The sequence below is a fragment of the Lentzea xinjiangensis genome, from assembly GCF_900110955.1.
In the GTDB taxonomy this organism is placed as follows: domain Bacteria; phylum Actinomycetota; class Actinomycetes; order Mycobacteriales; family Pseudonocardiaceae; genus Lentzea; species Lentzea xinjiangensis.
Genome location: NZ_FOFR01000014.1, coordinates 156874 through 174379 on the forward strand (window position 1 = coordinate 156874; position 17506 = coordinate 174379).

Annotated in this window: 19 protein-coding genes; 7 read left to right on the forward strand and 12 right to left on the reverse strand. The window is 72.0% G+C overall.

The annotated features are described in order from the left end of the window. Positions 1-126: 126 nt before the first annotated feature. From BMW88_RS27200 to BMW88_RS27210, 3 genes are read right to left on the reverse strand one after another with little or no spacing between them, the layout of a single operon-like run. Entirely contained in the window at positions 127-1245 is a 1119-nt protein-coding gene (locus BMW88_RS27200) for an alanine racemase (RefSeq protein ID WP_089955586.1), read from the reverse strand. Beyond that, positions 1242-2204 carry an ornithine cyclodeaminase family protein gene (locus tag BMW88_RS27205; RefSeq protein ID WP_089955589.1) on the reverse strand — a complete coding sequence of 321 codons (963 nt, stop codon included), beginning with the start codon at positions 2202-2204 and terminating at the stop codon, positions 1242-1244. The genes BMW88_RS27200 and BMW88_RS27205 overlap by 4 nt, the downstream gene beginning before the upstream one ends. Beyond that, positions 2201-2881 carry a helix-turn-helix transcriptional regulator gene (locus BMW88_RS27210; protein ID WP_089955591.1) on the reverse strand — a complete coding sequence of 227 codons (681 nt, stop codon included), beginning with the start codon at positions 2879-2881 and terminating at the stop codon, positions 2201-2203. The genes BMW88_RS27205 and BMW88_RS27210 overlap by 4 nt, the downstream gene beginning before the upstream one ends. Positions 2882-3007: 126 nt before the next feature. Between BMW88_RS27210 and BMW88_RS27215 the strand changes: the two genes are divergently transcribed. Further along, positions 3008-3589, forward strand: coding sequence for a TetR/AcrR family transcriptional regulator (locus BMW88_RS27215; RefSeq protein WP_245778079.1), 582 nt, complete (start codon positions 3008-3010; stop codon positions 3587-3589). A 6-nt stretch (positions 3590-3595) separates the two neighbouring features. Here the strand turns inward: BMW88_RS27215 and BMW88_RS27220 are convergent, their stop codons facing one another. The 3 genes from BMW88_RS27220 to BMW88_RS27230 are packed head-to-tail and all read right to left on the reverse strand — an operon-like array spanning position 3596 to position 6298. After that, positions 3596-4741 (reverse strand): GDSL-type esterase/lipase family protein, encoded by a 1146-nt coding sequence (locus tag BMW88_RS27220; protein ID WP_089955594.1) that lies wholly within the window; start codon positions 4739-4741, stop codon positions 3596-3598. After that, positions 4738-5322 carry a TetR/AcrR family transcriptional regulator gene (locus tag BMW88_RS27225; protein WP_089955753.1) on the reverse strand — a complete coding sequence of 195 codons (585 nt, stop codon included), beginning with the start codon at positions 5320-5322 and terminating at the stop codon, positions 4738-4740. Before BMW88_RS27225 ends, BMW88_RS27220 begins: the two co-directional genes overlap by 4 nt. Before the next feature lie 49 nt (positions 5323-5371). Continuing rightward, a complete protein-coding gene (locus BMW88_RS27230) occupies positions 5372-6298 on the reverse strand; it encodes an AraC family transcriptional regulator (protein ID WP_089955756.1) in 927 nt (308 codons plus the stop codon). Positions 6299-6393: 95 nt separating this feature from the next. Between BMW88_RS27230 and BMW88_RS27235 the strand changes: the two genes are divergently transcribed. From BMW88_RS27235 to BMW88_RS27245, 3 genes are all read left to right on the forward strand, one after another. Continuing rightward, positions 6394-7473 (forward strand): acyl-CoA dehydrogenase family protein, encoded by a 1080-nt coding sequence (locus BMW88_RS27235; protein WP_089955597.1) that lies wholly within the window; start codon positions 6394-6396, stop codon positions 7471-7473. Between the two features lie 207 nt (positions 7474-7680). Continuing rightward, positions 7681-8109: an organic hydroperoxide resistance protein gene (locus tag BMW88_RS27240; RefSeq protein WP_089955599.1), complete on the forward strand. Its 429-nt coding sequence runs from the start codon at positions 7681-7683 to the stop codon at positions 8107-8109. A 58-nt stretch (positions 8110-8167) separates the two neighbouring features. Then, positions 8168-8734, forward strand: coding sequence for a hypothetical protein (locus BMW88_RS27245; RefSeq protein ID WP_089955602.1), 567 nt, complete (start codon positions 8168-8170; stop codon positions 8732-8734). Between the two features lie 43 nt (positions 8735-8777). Here BMW88_RS27245 and BMW88_RS27250 read toward each other — a convergent pair whose 3' ends face one another. Beyond that, positions 8778-9452 (reverse strand): TetR/AcrR family transcriptional regulator, encoded by a 675-nt coding sequence (locus BMW88_RS27250; RefSeq protein WP_089955604.1) that lies wholly within the window; start codon positions 9450-9452, stop codon positions 8778-8780. A 355-nt stretch (positions 9453-9807) separates the two neighbouring features. Here BMW88_RS27250 and BMW88_RS27255 point away from each other — a divergent pair, with 355 nt between their 5' ends. Together BMW88_RS27255 and BMW88_RS27260 are read left to right on the forward strand one after the other, a co-directional pair. Continuing rightward, the gene (locus BMW88_RS27255) at positions 9808-10764 is read left to right on the forward strand and encodes a ketopantoate reductase family protein (RefSeq protein ID WP_089955607.1); all 957 of its coding nucleotides are present in this window, start codon (positions 9808-9810) and stop codon (positions 10762-10764) included. A 143-nt stretch (positions 10765-10907) separates the two neighbouring features. Then, positions 10908-11309: a MerR family transcriptional regulator gene (locus tag BMW88_RS27260; protein WP_342715239.1), complete on the forward strand. Its 402-nt coding sequence runs from the start codon at positions 10908-10910 to the stop codon at positions 11307-11309. 6 nt (positions 11310-11315) lie between these two features. Here the strand turns inward: BMW88_RS27260 and BMW88_RS27265 are convergent, their stop codons facing one another. The 5 genes from BMW88_RS27265 to BMW88_RS27285 form a co-directional block, all read right to left on the reverse strand. Beyond that, a complete protein-coding gene (locus BMW88_RS27265; protein WP_089955612.1) occupies positions 11316-12242 on the reverse strand; it encodes an NADP-dependent oxidoreductase in 927 nt (308 codons plus the stop codon). A gap of 156 nt (positions 12243-12398) precedes the next feature. Continuing rightward, positions 12399-13298, reverse strand: a complete 900-nt coding sequence (locus tag BMW88_RS27270; protein WP_089955615.1) for an SDR family oxidoreductase — start codon at positions 13296-13298, stop codon at positions 12399-12401. Between the two features lie 68 nt (positions 13299-13366). Beyond that, a complete protein-coding gene (locus BMW88_RS27275) occupies positions 13367-13639 on the reverse strand; it encodes a DUF3040 domain-containing protein (RefSeq protein WP_089955618.1) in 273 nt (90 codons plus the stop codon). Between the two features lie 7 nt (positions 13640-13646). Further along, positions 13647-15401 (reverse strand): aa3-type cytochrome oxidase subunit I, encoded by a 1755-nt coding sequence (gene ctaD, locus BMW88_RS27280; RefSeq protein ID WP_089955620.1) that lies wholly within the window; start codon positions 15399-15401, stop codon positions 13647-13649. Positions 15402-15447: 46 nt separating this feature from the next. After that, a complete protein-coding gene (locus BMW88_RS27285; RefSeq protein WP_089955623.1) occupies positions 15448-16650 on the reverse strand; it encodes an MFS transporter in 1203 nt (400 codons plus the stop codon). A gap of 105 nt (positions 16651-16755) precedes the next feature. Between BMW88_RS27285 and BMW88_RS27290 the strand changes: the two genes are divergently transcribed. Further along, positions 16756-17328 carry a TetR/AcrR family transcriptional regulator gene (locus BMW88_RS27290; protein ID WP_089955625.1) on the forward strand — a complete coding sequence of 191 codons (573 nt, stop codon included), beginning with the start codon at positions 16756-16758 and terminating at the stop codon, positions 17326-17328. The last annotated feature ends 178 nt before the right edge of the window (positions 17329-17506 follow it).

Here is a 17506-nt window from a genome sequence, read left to right on the forward strand (position 1 = left end):
GCCGCCACCGCCGTGCACGGCGTCCTGGAAACGTCGTTCCGCAACCTCTCGGCCCAGCAGCTCGACCAGCTCGGCGAGCTGCTGGACGTCGCGCTGGGCGCCGACCCGACCGCGTGACCGGTCCGCTCACCACCCGCGGTGACGGCTCCACGTCGCTTCGACGAGCGGATGGGCCGTACCGCGGACGACGTGGTAGCGGTCGTGCTGCGCGGCGGTGGCGCAGGCGTGGTTGGGCAGGATCCGCAGGCGGGTTCCGATGGGCAGCTCGGGCACCGGCCTGCCGTCCCGCGTGCTCAAGATCCCGTGCTCCTGGCTCGCTCCGGTCATGACGAGGTCGGGGATCAGGTCGCCCCGGAGGTCCGCGACGAGTCCGTAGCCCTGGTCGACGGCCTGCGCCTGGGTGCCCCGGTCCCGCGAGGTGGCCATCCAGCCGCCGTCGGTGATGACCCAGTTGCGGTCGCGCTGGTGGCCGATCACCGTGACGGCCACGGACAGGGCGAGGTCGTCGACGTCGCAGACGCCGATGCCCGCCATGACGAGGTCGAAGAAGACGTAGTTGCCCGCGCGGACCTCGGTCACGCCGGTCAGGTCGGTCGCCGCGTGCGCGGTGGGGGTCGACCCGACGCTGACGACCGGGCACGGCAGCCCGGCGTCGCGCAGGGTGGTGGCGGCGGCGACGGCGGTGTCGCGTTCGTTCCGCGCGGCCTGCCGCAACGCTTCTGGCGTGTAGGCGAAGTACGACTCGCCCGCGTGGGTGAGCACTCCGGCGAGGTTGCCGCCGAGCACCCGGCCGATCTCCACGAGGGCGGGGTCGGTGGACACGACACCGCCTCGGTGCCCGTCGCAGTCGATCTCGACCAGGGCCGGGACGCGGAGGTCCTGCTCGCGGGCGAACCGGGTCAGCGCTTCGGCCTGCACGAGCGTGTCGAGCAGGACCGTGAGGGTCACGCCGCGGCGCAGCAGTGCGGCGACGCGCGGCAGCTTGTGCGGGTCGATGCCGACCGCGTAGAGGATGTCCGGGTAGCCCGCGTCGGCGAAGTGCTCCGCCTCCGCGAGGGTGGACACCGTGATCGGCCCGCCCGCGTGGACGCGCTCGGCGACCTCGACGCACTTGGACGTCTTCACGTGCAGGCGCAGGGGCACGCCGAGCCCGCGCAGGTGGTCGCGGAGCCGGGAGGCGTTGCGGTCCAGCCGGTCCGCGTCGACCACGGCGAACGGCGTGCCGGGTGTGTCCAAAGTGGTCATCGGGGTTCTCCTGGGACGGCGGCGCGGCGGCGCAGCAGTGCGGCGGCGAGGGTGAGGTCCTGCAAGGCGAATCCGGAGCTGTCGAAGACGGTGATCTGCTCCCGCGCGGTCCTGCCGTCGGCCTCGCCGGCGAGCACCGCTCCGAGCGCTACCGGCGTGGCGGCCGTGGTGTGCTGGAACTCGCCGATGGCGAGCGACTGGTCCGGCAGGTCGCAGAACAGCGATGCGCGGTCGTAGAGCGCGACCGGCAGCTCCTGCTTGCCCGGGCCGTCGGCGCCCATGGCGGAGATGTGCGTTCCCGGTGCCACCCAGCTCGCGTCGAACAAGGGTTCTCGAGCGGTCGTGGCCGTGACGAGCACGTCCGCCGCGGCGATCCCGGTCCTGGCATCGGCGGGGTGTGCGGTCACCCCGGTCACGGCGGTCACCTCCGCGGCGAACGCCCGCGCCGCCTCGGCCCGTCTGCCGACGACGAGCACCCGGTCGATCGGCCGCACGCGGCTGACCGCGCGCACCTCGTGCAACGCCTGGTGCCCGGTGCCGATGACGGTCAGCGTGCGGGAGTCCTCGCGGGCCAGCAGGTCCACGGCCAGCGCGTCGGCGGCGGCTGTGCGGTAGGCGTTGGCGGTCGCGGCCTCGACCACCGCGCTCAGCCTGCCGGTGGCGGGGTCGAGCAGCACGATCGTCGAGCTGTGCCGCGGCAGGCCGGTGTTGCCCGGCCAGAAGCTGCCGATCTTCACGCCGACGAGGCCGTCCGCGCAGCCGGACTTGAGGGTGAACCTGGTGCCCGGCACCGGCGAACGCCCGATCACGACCGGGAAGACCGACCCCGTCGCGGTGGCGAGGAACGCCTCCCGCGCGGCGGCCAGCGCGAGCTCGTCGTCGACGAGCGCCGCCGACTCGGACTCGCCCAAGAAGGCAGGGCCGGGAACGGTGGGGCCGGGGAAAGCGCTGTCGGTCACGGCTTGTCCTTCTTCAGCTCGGCGAGGTCGTTGTAGAGACCGGTGCGGGAGATGCCCAGCCGCTTCGCGATCCGCGCGGGCGCGCCGCGCAGGCTGAAGACCCCGGCTTCGTGCAGGGACCGGACGAGCGCCAGGCGCTCCTCGCGTCCCAGCGCCGCGACGGGGACCGCGTGCTCCCGTTCGGCGCGCTCGACCAGTGACTCGACCACCTGGTCCAGGTCGCCGGAGAAGTTCGTCGTGGCGCCCGGTCCCGGCTCGGCCGGTGCCGACAGGCCGAGCAGGTCCGACAGCACGCCGGTGGCGCGGTTGATCGCCGAGAGGTCGATGTTGACGCACAGCGCGCCGATCAACGTCCCGTCGACGTCGCGCAGCGGCAGCGTCGTGCACTTGAGCACCCGGCCGTCGTCCTGCGCGCGGGTGACGTAACCGACCTCGTTGCGGGCGTCGGCGCCGGCGGCGAGCACGCGCAGGCCGATCTCGCTCATCGCGTCCCCGACCGCGCGGCCCGTGACCGCCCCCGCGACCGCGACGACCGACCGCTCCTGGTCGCGGTAGTCGTGCAGGACGACCTCGCAGCTACGGCCGAAAGTCGCCGCTATGCCCTCGATCACGGGAGTCAGCGCGGCGAACACCGCGTCCGCCGTGCTGCTGACGGCGGGTTGAGGCGTGTCTTGCACAGTGGCCTCCAGCTTGTGAACAAAATGTCAATCACTGGACAAAGTGTCACACACGGCCGGGCGACGCCGCTACTCGCTGTGCGGTGTGACGGCATACTGACCGTTCGTTCTGCTAGCGTTGCCGTGGTGGGGTACAACGTTCGAGGTCAGGTCTCCGAAGCGCGGTCGCGCCTGCTCGCCACCGCCACCCGGATCTTCTACGCCGAGGGCCTGCACTCCGTCGGGATCGACCGCGTCGTCGCGGAGGCGAAGGTGACCCGCGCGACGCTGTACCGGCACTTCAAGAGCAAGGACGAGCTCGTCGTCGCGTACCTCCGGTCGGTGGCCGGGATGGAGCGCGACCAGGTCGAGCAGGCCCGTACCGCCGGCGGCACGGCGGCCGACGTCCTGCGGGCGGTCGCCGGGTCCATCGCCGCGGGGATCTCCTCGGCCGGGTTCCGCGGCTGCGCCTTCCTCAACGCCGCGGCCGAGTACCCGGACCCCGCGCACCCGGTGCTCAGGACCGTCCTGGACCACCGCGAGTGGTTCCTGCGCACCGTGACCGACCTGTTCGCGCAGCTCGACGAGAGGTCGGCCGCCTCCGCGGGCCGGCACTTCGTCATGCTCCGGGACGGCGCCATGGCGGCGGGGTGCCTGACCGACGCGACGGAGGTCGGTGAGACTTTCCGCGCCGGAGTCGAGGGTCTGCTCCGGGCGAGCGCCACTTAGGGCGGTTCAGCGCCCGGCGAACGGGCCTCCGGGCGCGAAGGCGTACCGGGCGAAGCGCTCGCCGATCAGCTCGTGCGTGGCGGCGTCCGGGTGCAGCGCGTCGGGCAGCGGGTGCGTGATGGCGTCCTGCTCGCCGTAGAGCCGGGTGCCGTCCAGGTAGTGCAGCCGCGGGTCGTCCTCGCGGCGTTCGGCCAACGACCGCAAGGCATCGCGGATGATCCGCAACGTCAGCTGCGGCGCGGGGCCGTGCGGCCCGGTGGCGGTGAAGGCGACCTCACCCGCGGCGAGCGCGTCCGCGTCCAGCTCGCCGGGCCCCGGCGTGTCCTCGTGGACGCCGCAGAAGATCGGTGAGATGAGCACCAGCGGCGTGCCGGGGTGGCCGTCGCGGACCGTGTCCAGGAACCCGTGCACGGCCGGCACGAACGCGCGCAGCCGCATCGCGTCGAAGTTCACGACGTTGATGCCGAGCTTCACGCTGATCAGGTCGGCGGGGCGGTCGCGCATCACGCGGGCGACGAACTGGTCGGCCAGCGCGCTACCGCCGAAGCCGAGGTTGTGCAGCTCGACGTCGCCGTGCCGGGCCGCGACGGCGGGCCAGATGCCGGTCGGGGTGGCCGCGTTCGAGCCGTGGCTGATCGAGCTGCCGTGGTGCAGCCACACCCGGCGGGTGGGCTCGACCGGCCGCACCGGCGCGTCCGTGCGCAGCGCGACCAGCTCGACCGCCTCGTTGTGCGGCAGCCAGATCTCCACGGCCTTGTCGGCGTCCGCGAGACCGGCGAACCGGATGGTGCACGCCGGGCCTGCGTGGAGTTCCGACGTCCCGGTACGCAGGTCGGTCTCGACGTGATCGCCACCGTCGAGCTGCTCGGAGGCGAGCCGTTCGCCGTCGACGACGAGGTCGACGCTGCCGCGAGGACGGGAGATGCCCCGGTAGGTGGCGCGGGTGGGGTGCAGGACCAGCTCGACGGTGCGTGCGGCGGTGGCCATCACGAGCCGCACGCCGGAGGGCTGGCTCTCCGCCGCCAGCAGTTGCGGATCGGGGAAGCGGGTGCGCACCGGGGCGGGCAGGCGGTGTGGCCGCAGCCCGCGGCCGGTCTCCTCCAGCTCGGCGGCGCCGCGCACGAGCGCGCCGGTCAGCGGTGTGGTGATCATGGTCGGTCCGCCGGGGAGTCCACGGGCCAGGCCCGCAGCAGCGCGTCGAGCGCGACGACGGTCTTGTGCCAGGACACGTCGGGCGCGGGGGTGCTGTGGTCGAAGTTGCCGGTGCGTTCGAGGGCGAGGAAGCCGTTGATCGTGCTGCCCAGCAGCCGCACGGCGTGCACGTGCTCCTCCGGGGGCACCGGGTAGCCCCTGAGCACGGCACCGGCCTGCGTCGCCATGTTCCTGGCCGCGTCCGAGCGCACGACGGCCTCGCCGGCGCGGCGCTGCAGGGACTGCCACCGTCCCGGTGACTCGCGGGCGTAGGTCCGGTAGGCCGCGGCGTACGCCTCCAGGGCGTCCCGGCCCGAACGCCCGGCGACGGCCGCGCCGACCCGGTCGGCCAGCTCGCCGAGCGCCAGCGCGGTCACCCCGTCCCGCAACGCCTCCAGGTCGCGGACGTGCGAGTACAGGCTCGGTGCCTGCACGCCGAGCCGCCGGGCGACCGCGGACAGCGTGACCAGGTCGAACCCGGCCTCGTCGGCGAGAGCCGCCGCGTCGGCCACGATGACGGCCGCGCTCAGGGAAGGACGCATGAACACACCCTACACCTCATAGGCTCTAACCTACGGAGTATAGGTCCGATCAGAGCTCGGCGTCCGGTGCCGCCTCGACGGTGCGCCGGGTGGGTGGCGTGGCGCTGCGGAACCTTCCCGGCGACACGCCGTACTCGCGGCGGAAGGCCGCCGACAGCGCGAACTCGGTCGAGTAGCCGACCTTGGGAGCGATGCTCGCGAGCGGGGCGGTGGTCTCCTGGAGGAGCTGGGCGGCGCGGCTGAGGCGCCAGCCGGTCACGTAGCCCATCGGGGGCTGGCCCACCGCGGTGGTGAAGAGCTTCGAGAAGGCCGCGCGGGGCAGTCCCGCGACCTCGCTCAGCCGCCCCACCGTCCACCGCCGCTGCGGGTGCTCGTGGATCTCCCGCAGGGCGGCGGCGATCCCTGGGTGGGCGGCCTCCGGCCAGCCGGACGTGGCGTCCTGCTCCTGCCAGTGGCGCAGCACCTGCACGAGGACCAGGTCCAGCACCGCCCGCAGCGTCGCGCCCGAACCCGGCCGGTCCCCGGAGAGGTCCGCGGCGAGGAAGTCGACGAGGGACCGCAGCTCCGGGTGGCGGTCGTAGTCCGGCGACACCGCGATGAGGTCGGGCAGCGCCCGCAGGTACTGGGGTGTGCGGCTGTGTTCGAGCCGGTAGGCGCCGCACAGGTACTCGAAGGCCGCAGGGCTGCGGGTCACCGGTGGGCGCGGGCCCATCTCGGCGAGCGGGAGGTCCGGCAGCGCGCAGGGCGTCTCGCTGAGACCGTGCTCGGCACCGGCGGCGGCGAGCACGATGTCGCCGGGGCGCAGGGGGACCGGGTCGCCGTGGCCGATCAGCCAGCAGGTGCCGGTCATGACGATGTGGAACCCGCTGCCGTCGAAGGCGGCGAACCGGACGCCGCCAGGGGCGGTCTGCCGGACCAGCCGGGCGTTGGCGCTGCCGACCCGCACACCGCGGATCACCTCGCTGATCAGGTCCACACCGGCGATCCTAGTGATGCGCGCGGTGTGGCCGCGTATGAACCGGTGCCGTCGGCGCATGGCTCGGTGTGCGCGCCGGTGCTTGAGTTCGTGGAGTGATCGAACACGCGAGCGGGCGGACCGTCGAGGTCCTGCGCGCCCATGCCGAAAAAGTGGAGCAGGACGAGCGACCGGCCGCCGAGGGCCTGGCCGCGTTGCGCGAGGACGGTGTCTTCGCGTTGCGGACACCGCGGGACCACGGTGGGACGTGGGCGGACGCGGAGACCATCGCGCGGCGGCTGGCCGAGCTGGGACGTGCCTGCCCGGCCACCGCCTGGGTCGCCGGGACGTGCGTCACGGCGAAGAACCTCGCCGCCCGCGCCTTCGCCGGTGCCCAGGACCCGGAGTTCTTCGCGGACCCGGACGCGCTCTTCTGCGGCTCCGGGGTGCCCGGTGGCCGTGGCGAGGAGGTGCCGGACGGGGTGCGCGTCACCGGCCGCTGGCCGAACGTCTCCGGCTGCGAGGACGCGACCTGGGCCGTCCTCGCGGTGCTGGCCGGCGACACGTTCTCCTTCGCCCTGGTGCCGACCGCCGACCTCGTCGTCGACCGGACGTGGCGCATGGCGGGCATGCGCGGCACCGGTAGCCACACCCTGGTCGCCGAGGACGTGCTGGTGCCGGCCGAGCGGATCGTGGCGGCGACGCCCTTCACGCTCAACGACAGGATGCTGTTCGCGATGACGGTGCTCGGCCCCGTGGTGGGCGCGGCCCAGGGGGCGCTCGACGCCGTCAACGCGATGTTCGCCTCGGACCGCAAGCCGTTCATGACGGCGTACTCGCGCATGGGCGAGTCACCCGGTGCCCGGCACTGGCTGGCGGAGGCCACCCACCTCGTGAACCGCGCCGTGACGACGATGCTGGCCGTCGCCCGCGAGGCGAGCACGGCCGAGCTGTCCGCCGAGGACGGTCCCCGGCTGCACCGGGCGGTCGCGGACGCCGGCGCGGACTGCCGGGCCGCCGTGGAACGGATGCTCGACCTGCACGGTTCCGGTGGCTTCGCCACGGCGAACGTGCTCCAGCGCTTCTGGCGCGACGTCGCGGTCGGCAGCCGGCACCCGCACCTCAACCCGTACCTCGCGGTGGAGAACCTCGGCACCGCGCTGGCCGGCGTGATCGAGCCCGCCGGCCGGGGATGACGCCGGGGCCGGGCTCTGGCTCAGGTGGGGCTCCGCACAGCGCCGGTTTTCACCGGCTCTGCGCGGAGCCCGCCGCGTGTTCGAGCTCGTGACCTCCGGATGAGGTAGAACGTTCGGTATTGACTTCGTCGGCTCGAAGGCTCCAGGATGGGATGCGATAGAACGTTCGGTATCGCGAACCGTCGCGATCGAGAAGGGACCTCCGCCATGAGCGCACCCCTGTACGTCGGCATCGCCACCTCCACCGGGGACGGCAGGGCGGGAGGGCGCGCCAGGTCGGACGACGGCCTGCTCGACCTCTCGCTCGCGATCCCGCGGGAGATGGGAGGTCCCGGTGGCGCGACCAACCCGGAGCAGCTCTTCGCGGCGGGCTGGGCCTCGTGCTTCCACTCCGCGGTCAAGGCCGTGGCGGCGCAGCGGAAGATCGAGGTCGCGGACTCCGCGGTCGTCGCCGAGGTCGGAGTGCACCCGACGCCGGAGGGCGGCTTCAGCCTCAGCGCCGCCCTGCGCGTCGAACTGTCCGATGTGGACCAGGCGACGGCCGACGGGCTCGTCGAAGCCGCGCACGCCATCTGCCCGTACTCCCACGCGACGCGCGGCAACATCCCGGTGACCGTCGACGCGACCGTTGCCTGACGTGGCACGCGCCCACGCGTTGGAGCCGGGTCATCCACCTCGAACCGAAGGAAGTCCTGTGACCGCCACCAGTGCCACCGCGTCGTCCCTGCGGCGGTTGTACTTCGCCCGTGCCGCGTTCGCGCTCGTCTGGGCCGTCCTGATGGGCGTGACGGGATCCGGGCTCGGGCCGATCAGCACCGCGCTGGTCGTGCTCTACCCGCTGTTCGACGTGGCCGCCGCCGTCGTCGACGCGCGCGCGTCCCGGAAGTCGGAGAACGTGCTGGGCCTGTACGTGAACATCGCCGTCAGCCTGGCCGCCGCGGCGGGCATCGCCGTCGCCACCGCCACGAGCGGGATCCCCGGGGTGCTCCAGGTGTGGGGTGCCTGGGCTGTCGTCTCGGGCGTCGTCCAGCTCGTCGTCGGTCTCGCCCGGCGCGGGATGGGCGGTCAGTGGCCCGTGATCCTCAGCGGTGGCCTGTCCGTGGGGGCCGGCGCGTCCTTCGTGCTGATGGCGTCGGCGCCGGACGCCGCGCTCACCGGCGTGGCCGGTTACGCCGCGCTCGGCGGCATCTTCTTCCTGGTCTCGGCGATTCGGCTCGGAGCAGCCGCGAAGAAGGCTCCCGCGCCCACCGGGGCTGTCTGAGCCGGACCGGCGCGGGCCGGGACGGAGCGCCGCGGGCGGAGGCTCATCTGCCCGCGGCGCTCCCGCGTCGTTCCGGTCGGTCGCCGGCTCCGCGGCGCGCGTGGTGCAGGCCGAGCGGGCTGGCCGGGGGGAGGGGAACGCCGCCCGGCGAGGCCTCGGTGTCGAAGGCCTGGAGCAGGTAGGCCATCAACCGGCGGGAGAGGTCGTGGGCGTGCTCCGGCGGCGCGTCCCGGAGACCGCCGTTGGCCAGGACGAGCATGACCAGGTCGCTGATCGCGAAGTCCGGCCGCAGGCGCCCGCTGTCCTTCGCGCGGCGCACGAGTGCCTCCAGAGCGCTCTCGGCGTCCTCGCGCCGCCGCCGGTAGCCGGCGTCGCCGGAGAACGACGCGATGAACGCCTCGGTGAAGCCGCGGTCCTCGATCTGCTCGGCGCGGATGAACTCGAGCAGGCGGCGGAACCCGGTCCAGGGGTCCGGGTCGGTGACGGCGTCGTCGAGCAGGGCCTCGCAGTGCGCGATCTGCTCGGCGAACACCTCGGTCACCAGCGCCTCGCGGCTCGGGAACCGCCGGAACAGCGTCGCCACGCCGACCCCGGCGCGCCGCGCGATCGTGCTCAGGGGGACGTCGACGCCGCGCGTGCGGAAGAGGTCGCGAGCCGCCTCGACGATCTGGGCCCGGTTGCGCGCGGCGTCGGCACGCAGGTCGGTGGGTTCAGCCATTCCTCCAGTGAACAGGAATCGGAAACCGATTTCCAGTTGACGAAGTGAGTCGCCCGCGCGCGCGTTGATCTCACTTCCGGAAAACCGGACACCGTTTTCCACATAGCGGGCTACGGTGGTGACAAAGGTCGTCAGCCACCATTGAGAAGAGATCCTCCGCGGTCGAAACGCGCACTGGTTCGCCACTGCGGGTTCCGCTGGCCACGCGGTGTCTCGGCTGCGGCGCCTCTCTGGCGTGAGGGGAGATGCGCGTGGCATTTCCCGTGGTGTCGCACGGCCGGGTTTCGCTTTTCAATTCCGTTAACGGGTGGCGGCATTTCCGTCGCCCGGTGGTTCGTCATCGGGAGAATGCCGGATGAAGGTTCTGATGTTCGGGCGCGGCACGATCGCGTCGCTCTACGGCTGGGCGCTCGCGAGAGCGGGGCACCGCGTGGAGTTCTACGTGCGGCCGGGAAGGGCGGCCCAGTACGCGCCCGAGGTCGACCTGCGGATCCGGGACGGGCGTACCCGGCGGGGACCCGCCGTGCGGGAGCGGTGGCCGATCACCCTGCGCGAGGACCTGGACGCCGGGCACGACTACGACCTGATCGTCCTGAGCGTCAACCACGACCAGCTCGACGGCGCGGTCGAGTTCCTGAGCAGCCGCGTCGGCGACGCCACCGTGCTGATGTTCGGCAACGTGTGGGAGGACCCGGCGGCGGTGGTCTCGGCGCTGCCGGCCGACCAGGTCGTCTGGGGCTTTCCCGGCGGTGGCGGCGGCTACGCCGGATCCACGCTCTCCGGTGGCATCGTGAAGACCGTCTTCCTGGGGTTCTGCGACGGCTCCAACCGCGGCGCGAGATATCAGGCGGTGCGCGGGCTCTTCCGGAGCACCGGCTTCTCGGTGTCGGAGGTCCCCGACTTCCGCAGCTGGCTGTGGTTCCACTTCATCCTGGACGCCGGGATCCTCAGCCAGGCGCTGGCGGTCGGCGGGCACGCCGGCCTCGTGCGGTCGCGCGCCGCCATCGAGGAGGTCGTGATGCTCGTCCGGGAGATGATCCCGCTGCTGGAGGCCAAGGGTGGGACTCCGCGACTGGGTGCCGCTCTCGTGTCGCGCGTTCCGGCCCGGCTGCTGAGCTTCGTCCTGCAGAAGGTGCTCACCGGGGACAACATGCTCACCTTCCTGATGGAACAGCTGGACAGCGCCGGTCAGATGACTCCCGGCGCGGGCGGTGTCTACGCCAGGGACGTGCTGGCCGAGGCCCGGCGGCGCGGCGTGGCGCTGCCCCGGCTCGAAGCGCTGGAACCGTTGTTCTCCGCCGGGCGCCGTTAGCCGGTGCGGGGGACCGCTCGTGCTGAGCGGTCCCCCGTGGACCACGGCGCGGCCGCCCGGAGGAGGACACCGGCACCGCCGTCCCGCACGACGCGCGGGGTTATGGTGGATCTGGTGCGGTTCCTGTCGACACAGGGGGTTTCGTGACCACGGTAGCTCTTGCCCCGACCATGCGGATCGGTGAACTGGCCCGGCGGACGGGCGTCAGCGCGCGCTCGTTGCGGTACTACGAGCAACAGGGCTTGGTGCACAGCACGCGGTCCGTCGGCGGCCAGCGGCACTACGCGGCGACGGAGGTCACGCGGATCGAGATCATCCGGCGGCTGTTCGAGGCGGGGCTGAGCAGCCGGGTGATCGCCCGGCTGATGCCCTGCGTCGATACCGGCAGCACGGACGTGGCCGAGGACGCCTTCGCCACCATGCTCTCCGAGCGCGACAGGCTGACCGCCGACATCACCCGGCTCCTCGGTGCGAGGGACGTCCTCGACGAGCTGATCGACATCAACACCCGGTACCGGCGCGGGTTGGGCGGGGACGGCGGCTGAGCGCGGTCAGAGGCTCATGTCGATGACGAGCTTGCCCGAGGCGTGGCGCGACTCGACGAGAGCCAGCGCCTCTCCCGCCCGCGTGAGCGGGTAGGCCCCCGAGATGTGCGGGTCGAGCCGTCCGGCGACCATCAGCTCGGCGACGCGTTCGAGGTTCGCGCGGTCGAGGCGGCGGCGTACCTCGGCGCCACCGAGCTCGGCCACCGACGGGTCTCCCACGGCGATCAGCGCGTCCGGCTTCGCCGCCAGCGGGGCGACGTCGCGCAGGGACTGGCCGCCGACGGTGTCGACGACGGCGTCGAAGCCGTCCGGGGCGTGCGCGCGGAGCCGGTCGACCACCTCGCCCAGGGTGTAGTCGACGAACGTCGCGCCGGTCGCCGTCACGAGCTCGCGCTTGGCGGGACCGCCCGTGCCGGTCACGACCAGGCCGCGGTCCCCGGCGAGCTGGGCCAGCGCGATGCCGACACCGCCACCGATCCCGTTCACCAGGATCGAGGCCCCGGCGGGCAGGTCGAGCTGGTCGAGCACGTCCAGCGCGGTGGTGCCGGCGACGGGAACCGTCGCCGCCCAGGTCTCCGGCAGCGTGTCGGGGATGCGGGCCGTGGACGTGCCGAGCAGCAACGTCGTCTCCGCGTACGTGCCCGCACCGGTCAGCGCGAACCCGGTGACCCGGTCGCCGACGGCCAGTCCGGTCACGTCGTCGCCGACCGCGAGCACCGTGCCGGCCGCCTCCATCCCCAGGACCTGGGGGAAGGGCAGGTGGCCGTTCAGCGCCGGAACGTGGCCCGACCGCAGCAGGTGGTCGAGCGGGTTCACGCCGGCGGCGGCGACGCGGATGAGGACCTCGGCCGGACCGGGGGCCGGGTCCGGCCGCTCGAAGGACACCTGGACTTCTGGGCCGCCGAAAGCGTTGTACCCCAATGCTTTGCTCATCTCGGATGACTCCTTCACCGTCGGGCGCCGGCGGTCGGCGCGGACGGTGCGAAGCTATTCCGTGACACCGGTGTCAACTTCCAGCCGATGTGACCCAGCCGACAGAGAAGGCGGCCCTCGTCGAGAGGACCGCCTTGCGCTGGAGGGAGTCGCCGCTCAGGTCAGCAACTGGCCGCCGGTGACACCGAGGACCTCGCCGGTGATGTAGCTCGACTCCTGCGACGCGAAGAAGACGAAGGCCGGTGCCAGCTCGGCGGGTTGCGCGGCGCGTCCGATCGGCGCCTGCGCACCGAAGTCGTCCACCTTCTCCGCCGGCATCGTCGCCGGGATGAGCGGTGTCCACACCGGACCCGGCGCGACGGAGTTGACCCTGATGCCCTTGTCGATGAGGTCGGCAGAGAGCGCCTTGGTGAAGTTGACGATGGCGCCCTTGGAAGCCGCGTAGTCCATCAGCTCGGGGGAGGGCTGGAACGCCTGGATGGACGACGTGGTGATGATGGAGGCGCCGGGGCGCATCAGCGGCACCGCGGCCTTGCAGAGCCAGAACATGGCGTACACGTTGGTCTTGAACACCCGGTCGAACTGCTCGCTGCTGATGCCGAGCAGGCCTTCGCTCTGCGCCATCTGGTAGGCGGCGTTGCTCACCAGGACGTCGATCCGGCCGAACTCCTCCTCGGCCCGCTTGACGAGCTCCTGGCAGGCTTCCTCGGTCCGCAGGTCACCGGGCACCAGGACGGCCTGCCGGCCGGCGTCCCGCACGAGCTCGGCGGTGCGCTCGGCGTCGGCCTGTTCCTCCTCCAGGTACGACAGCACCACGTCCGCGCCTTCGCGGGCGAACGCGATCGCCGCGGCACGGCCGATGCCGGAGTCCCCGCCGGTGATCACCGCCTTGGTGTCGAGCAGGCGGTTGCTGCCGCGGTAGGTGCGCTCGCCGTGGTCGGGTTCCGGCCCCATCCGGCGGTCGGTGCCGGGATGCGGCTGCTCCTCGCCCTGCTGGCTACCGGGGCGCGGGTACTGCTCCCGCGGGTCCTGGCGGGTGTACTGGTCTTCGGACATGTGCGGTCACCTCGCGACGATAGATCTTGGCACCGCAGGTGTTCCCGTGCGGAGGGTGTTCAACCGCGTCACACGCGCTTCGTTCGATGCCTTCGTGTCGTGTGCAGGCACGCGCCCACCATGAGCACCAGCACACCGGCGAAGACGATCCAGAGCATGTCGGTGATCGCGCCGATCAGCAGGCTCGCCGTGCCGAAGAGGTGGATCGCGAGCCGCACCACCGGGCGGTTCGCCCGGCGGTGCACCGCGCCGGGCGCGCTGAGCGCCTCGGCCAGGTCGGGGTCGTTGACCGCGAGCCAGCGCTCGATCCGGCGGAGCTCACGGAGTTCGTCGGAGTCCACGGCGGCCTCAGTGCTTGGTCTCGCGGTCGGTCGGCGCGAGCACCTCTTCGGTGGTCTTGTCGACGCCCGCCGGCCCGGACCTGGTGATGGAGACGTGGGACTCCTCGCGCATGCGTTCGACCATGTGCGGGTAGTGCAGCTCGAACGCCGGGCGCTCGGAGCGGATCCGGGGCAGCTCGAGGAAGTTGTGCCGCGGCGGGGGAGAGGTCGTGGCCCATTCCAGCGAGTTGCCGAAGCCCCACGGGTCGTCCCCGCCGGCGGGTTCGCCGTACCGGTAGCTGCGCGCGATGTTGTAGAGGAACGGCAGGACCGACAAGCCCAGCAGGAAGGACCCGATCGTGGAGAAGGTGTTGAGGAACGTGAAGTTGTCGGAGGCCAGGTAGTCGGCGTAGCGGCGGGGCATGCCCTGGTTGCCGAGCCAGTGGTGGACCAGGAAGGTGCCGTGGAAGCCGATGAACGTGGTCCAGAAGTGCAGCTTGCCCAGCGGTTCGCTCATCATCCTGCCGGTGATCTTGGGGAACCAGAAGTAGATCCCGGCGTAGGTGGCGAACACGATGGTGCCGAACAGCACGTAGTGGAAGTGGGCTACGACGAAGTACGTGTCGGTGACGTGGAAGTCGAGCGGCGGTGAGGCGAGCAGGATGCCGGACAGGCCGCCGAAGAGGAACGTGACGATGAACCCGATGCTGAACAGCATCGGCGTCTCGAACGTGAGCTGGCCCTTCCACATCGTGCCGATCCAGTTGAAGAACTTGATGCCGGTCGGGATGGCGATGATGAACGTGGTGGCGGAGAAGAACAGCAGCAGCACCGCACCGGTGGCGTACATGTGGTGCGCCCACACGACCACCGAGTAGAGGGCGATCGCGATCGTCGCGTATACGAGGCCCTTGTAGCCGAACAGCGGTTTGCGGCTGAACACGGGGAAGATCTCGGACACGATGCCGAAGAACGGCAGCGCGATGATGTAGACCTCGGGGTGGCCGAAGAACCAGAAGAGGTGCTGCCAGAGGATCACGCCGCCGTTGGCGGGGTCGAACACGTGCGCGCCGAAGTGCCGGTCGGCCAGCAGCCCCAGCAGCGCGGCGGTGAGGATCGGGAACGCCAGCAGCACCAGGATGCTGGTGATCAGGATGTTCCAGGTGAAGATCGGCATCCGGAACGCGGTCATGCCGGGCGCGCGCAGGCACACGATCGTGGTGATCATGTTGACCGCGCCCAGGATGGTGCCCAGGCCGCCGACGACGAGCCCGGAGATCCACAGGTCGCCGCCGACACCGGGGGAGTGCGGGGCGCTCGACAGCGGTGTGTAGGCGGTCCAGCCGAAGTCGGCGGCGCCCGCGGGGGTGAGGAACGACCCCACGACGATGAGCCCGCCGAACAGGAACAGCCAGTAGGAGAAGGCGTTGAGGCGGGGGAAGGCGACGTCGGGTGAGCCGATCTGCAGGGGCACGATGAAGTTGGCGAACCCGAACACGATCGGGGTGGCGTAGAGCAGCAGCATCACGGTGCCGTGCATGGTGAACAGCTGGTTGTACTGCTCGTTGGACAGGAACTGCATGCCCGGCCGCGCCAGCTCGCCGCGCATGAGCAGCGCCATCACACCGCCGATCATGAAGAACGCGAACGACGTGATCATGTACATGATCCCGATCAGCTTGTGATCGGTCGTGTGGAACAGCCTCAGCATCGCGGAGCCCTTGCGGCCCCGCGCGGCCGCGGTCGGGAGCGGGACGGCCGGAATCGGCTTCAGCGTGGTCATGGTTCCCCTTCTGCGCCGCACGTCGACACGCCGCGTAGCGCGGGGGCTACCCCGCAGAACCTGCCGGACACCTGCTCGAACCCGTCTGATCGGGTGATCCTCCACGACCTGCGTCCGCGGGTGGTGGAGGTGCGAGGCGGGGGCGCAGCTGGCTCCACGCGAGGAGCGCGGCCAGGCCGGTCAGCCCGAACACCGCGGCCAGCCCGATGCCGGTGGCCGCCGCGCCGGCCAGCGGCGACGCGACCGTCTGGCCGGCGCCGAGCCCGGCGAACGACCACACGACACCGCGAGCGGGACGAGCGGGGAACAGGCGAGCGGCCCAGACGATGCACAGCCCGGTCAGCGCCATGTAGGTCGCACCGAACAGCGCGCTGGAGACCAAGGCGCCCGCCACACCCGGATCCGGCAGGCCCAGCAAGGCGGTGCCGCCCGCCGCCAGCGTCCACGCCCCGAGGTTCGCGGCTCGCAGGCCGAAGCGCTCCGCCGCTCGTCCGGCCAGGCCGCCGAGCAGCCCTGCCGCGCCGATGGTGAACCAGCACCAGGTCGTGGCGACCGGACCCAGGCCGGCCTCGGTGAGCCGGGAGCTGGAGAACGTCCAGTACGGCGCGCTGGTGATCCCGATGAGGACGGAGTTGACCAGCAGCGGAGCGAGCCCGTGCAGTGCCTCCGGTGCGGGCAGGGACCCCGCACCCGGCCGAGGCAACGTCCACCAGGCGATCGCTGTCATCGCCACGCCGAGAGCGGCGAACACCGACCAGATCGCGGGCCAGCCGAATGCGAGCAGCGGCGTGAACGCCGACGCGGCCAGCCCGAGGCCGGTCCCGGTGTTCGCCCAGGTCTGCGCACGGGTCCGGACCCGTGACCCGGTCGTCTCGCCGATCAGCTGGGCCACACCGGGCGAGACGAGGCCCGCGCCGGCACCCGCGAGGACGAGCCCGGCGCCGAACACGGCCACGCCCGCGGGCAGCGCCATGAGGCCGAGCCCGAGCGCGGCCAGCGCGGCGGAGCCCAGCACGGTGCCGCGCGCGGCCCTCATGGCGGTCCGCGCGGAGACGAGCAACCCGATGCCGTACCCCGCGGTGGACAGCCCGCCGAGCACGCCCACCGCGACCGTCGTGAGCCCGAACGTCTCGCTGAACCTCGGCACGAACAGCCCGTACGCGTAGCGCGCGAACCCGTAGCAGAGGGCGATCACACCCGCGCCGGTCGCGGCGGTCAGCCACCACCTGCCACGCACCCGCTCATCCATGTCGATCGCAGTTCACCTCACCGAACAGACCGGTCTGTATGATGGCGAGGGTTGCCGCTGCGGCCGCGGCCAAACCCGTGTGCCGACCTGCTCAGGGGAGATGTCATGGGCCGGACCCGTCCCGGTGGCGCGAGGGCGAAGGTGCTCGAAGCGGCGTCGGCGCTGTTCTACCGCGACGGCATCCACGCGGTCGGCGTCGACACGGTGGCGGCCGAGGCCGGCGTGACCAAGGCGGCCCTCTACGGCAACTTCGGCTCCAAGAACGGTCTGGTCGTCGCGTACCTGCGCGAGCGCGACCGGTTGTGGCAGCGGCAGGTCGACGCCATCACGGCCGGGTGCGCCGAGCCGCGGGACCGGGTGCTGGCCGTGTTCGACGCCTACGAGGCCTGGGTCGTCCGTGACGACTACCGCGGGTGCGCCTTCCTCAACGCCGCCTCGGAGTTCCCCGATCCCGCCGACGAGGTCCGCACCGTCGTCCACGACCACAAAACCGCGGTGCGCGACTACCTGCGGGCGCAGCTGGAGCGGATCGAGCCCCGGCACGCCGACACCCTCGCGGAAGAGCTGATGCTCCTGCTGGAGGGCGCCACGGCCATGTCCGTCGTGTCGCGGAGCGTGCGGCCGTTCCGCACGGCGAAGCGCGTGGCCGCGGCTTCGCTCGCCGCACCGGACGCCTGACCGTATCCCCGGCGCAACCGGAACAATCCTCGCGTCTGCGTCTCGTCCACAGTGGATCGTCGCGATCCCTTGGCCTGGCTGGGATTCGCCGTGGCACCTCGGCACTGCTGTCCGATGTGGCCGGAGACGCGACTGCCTGATGCCTGCTCGTGACGGGGTCATCCGATCAAGCGACCCT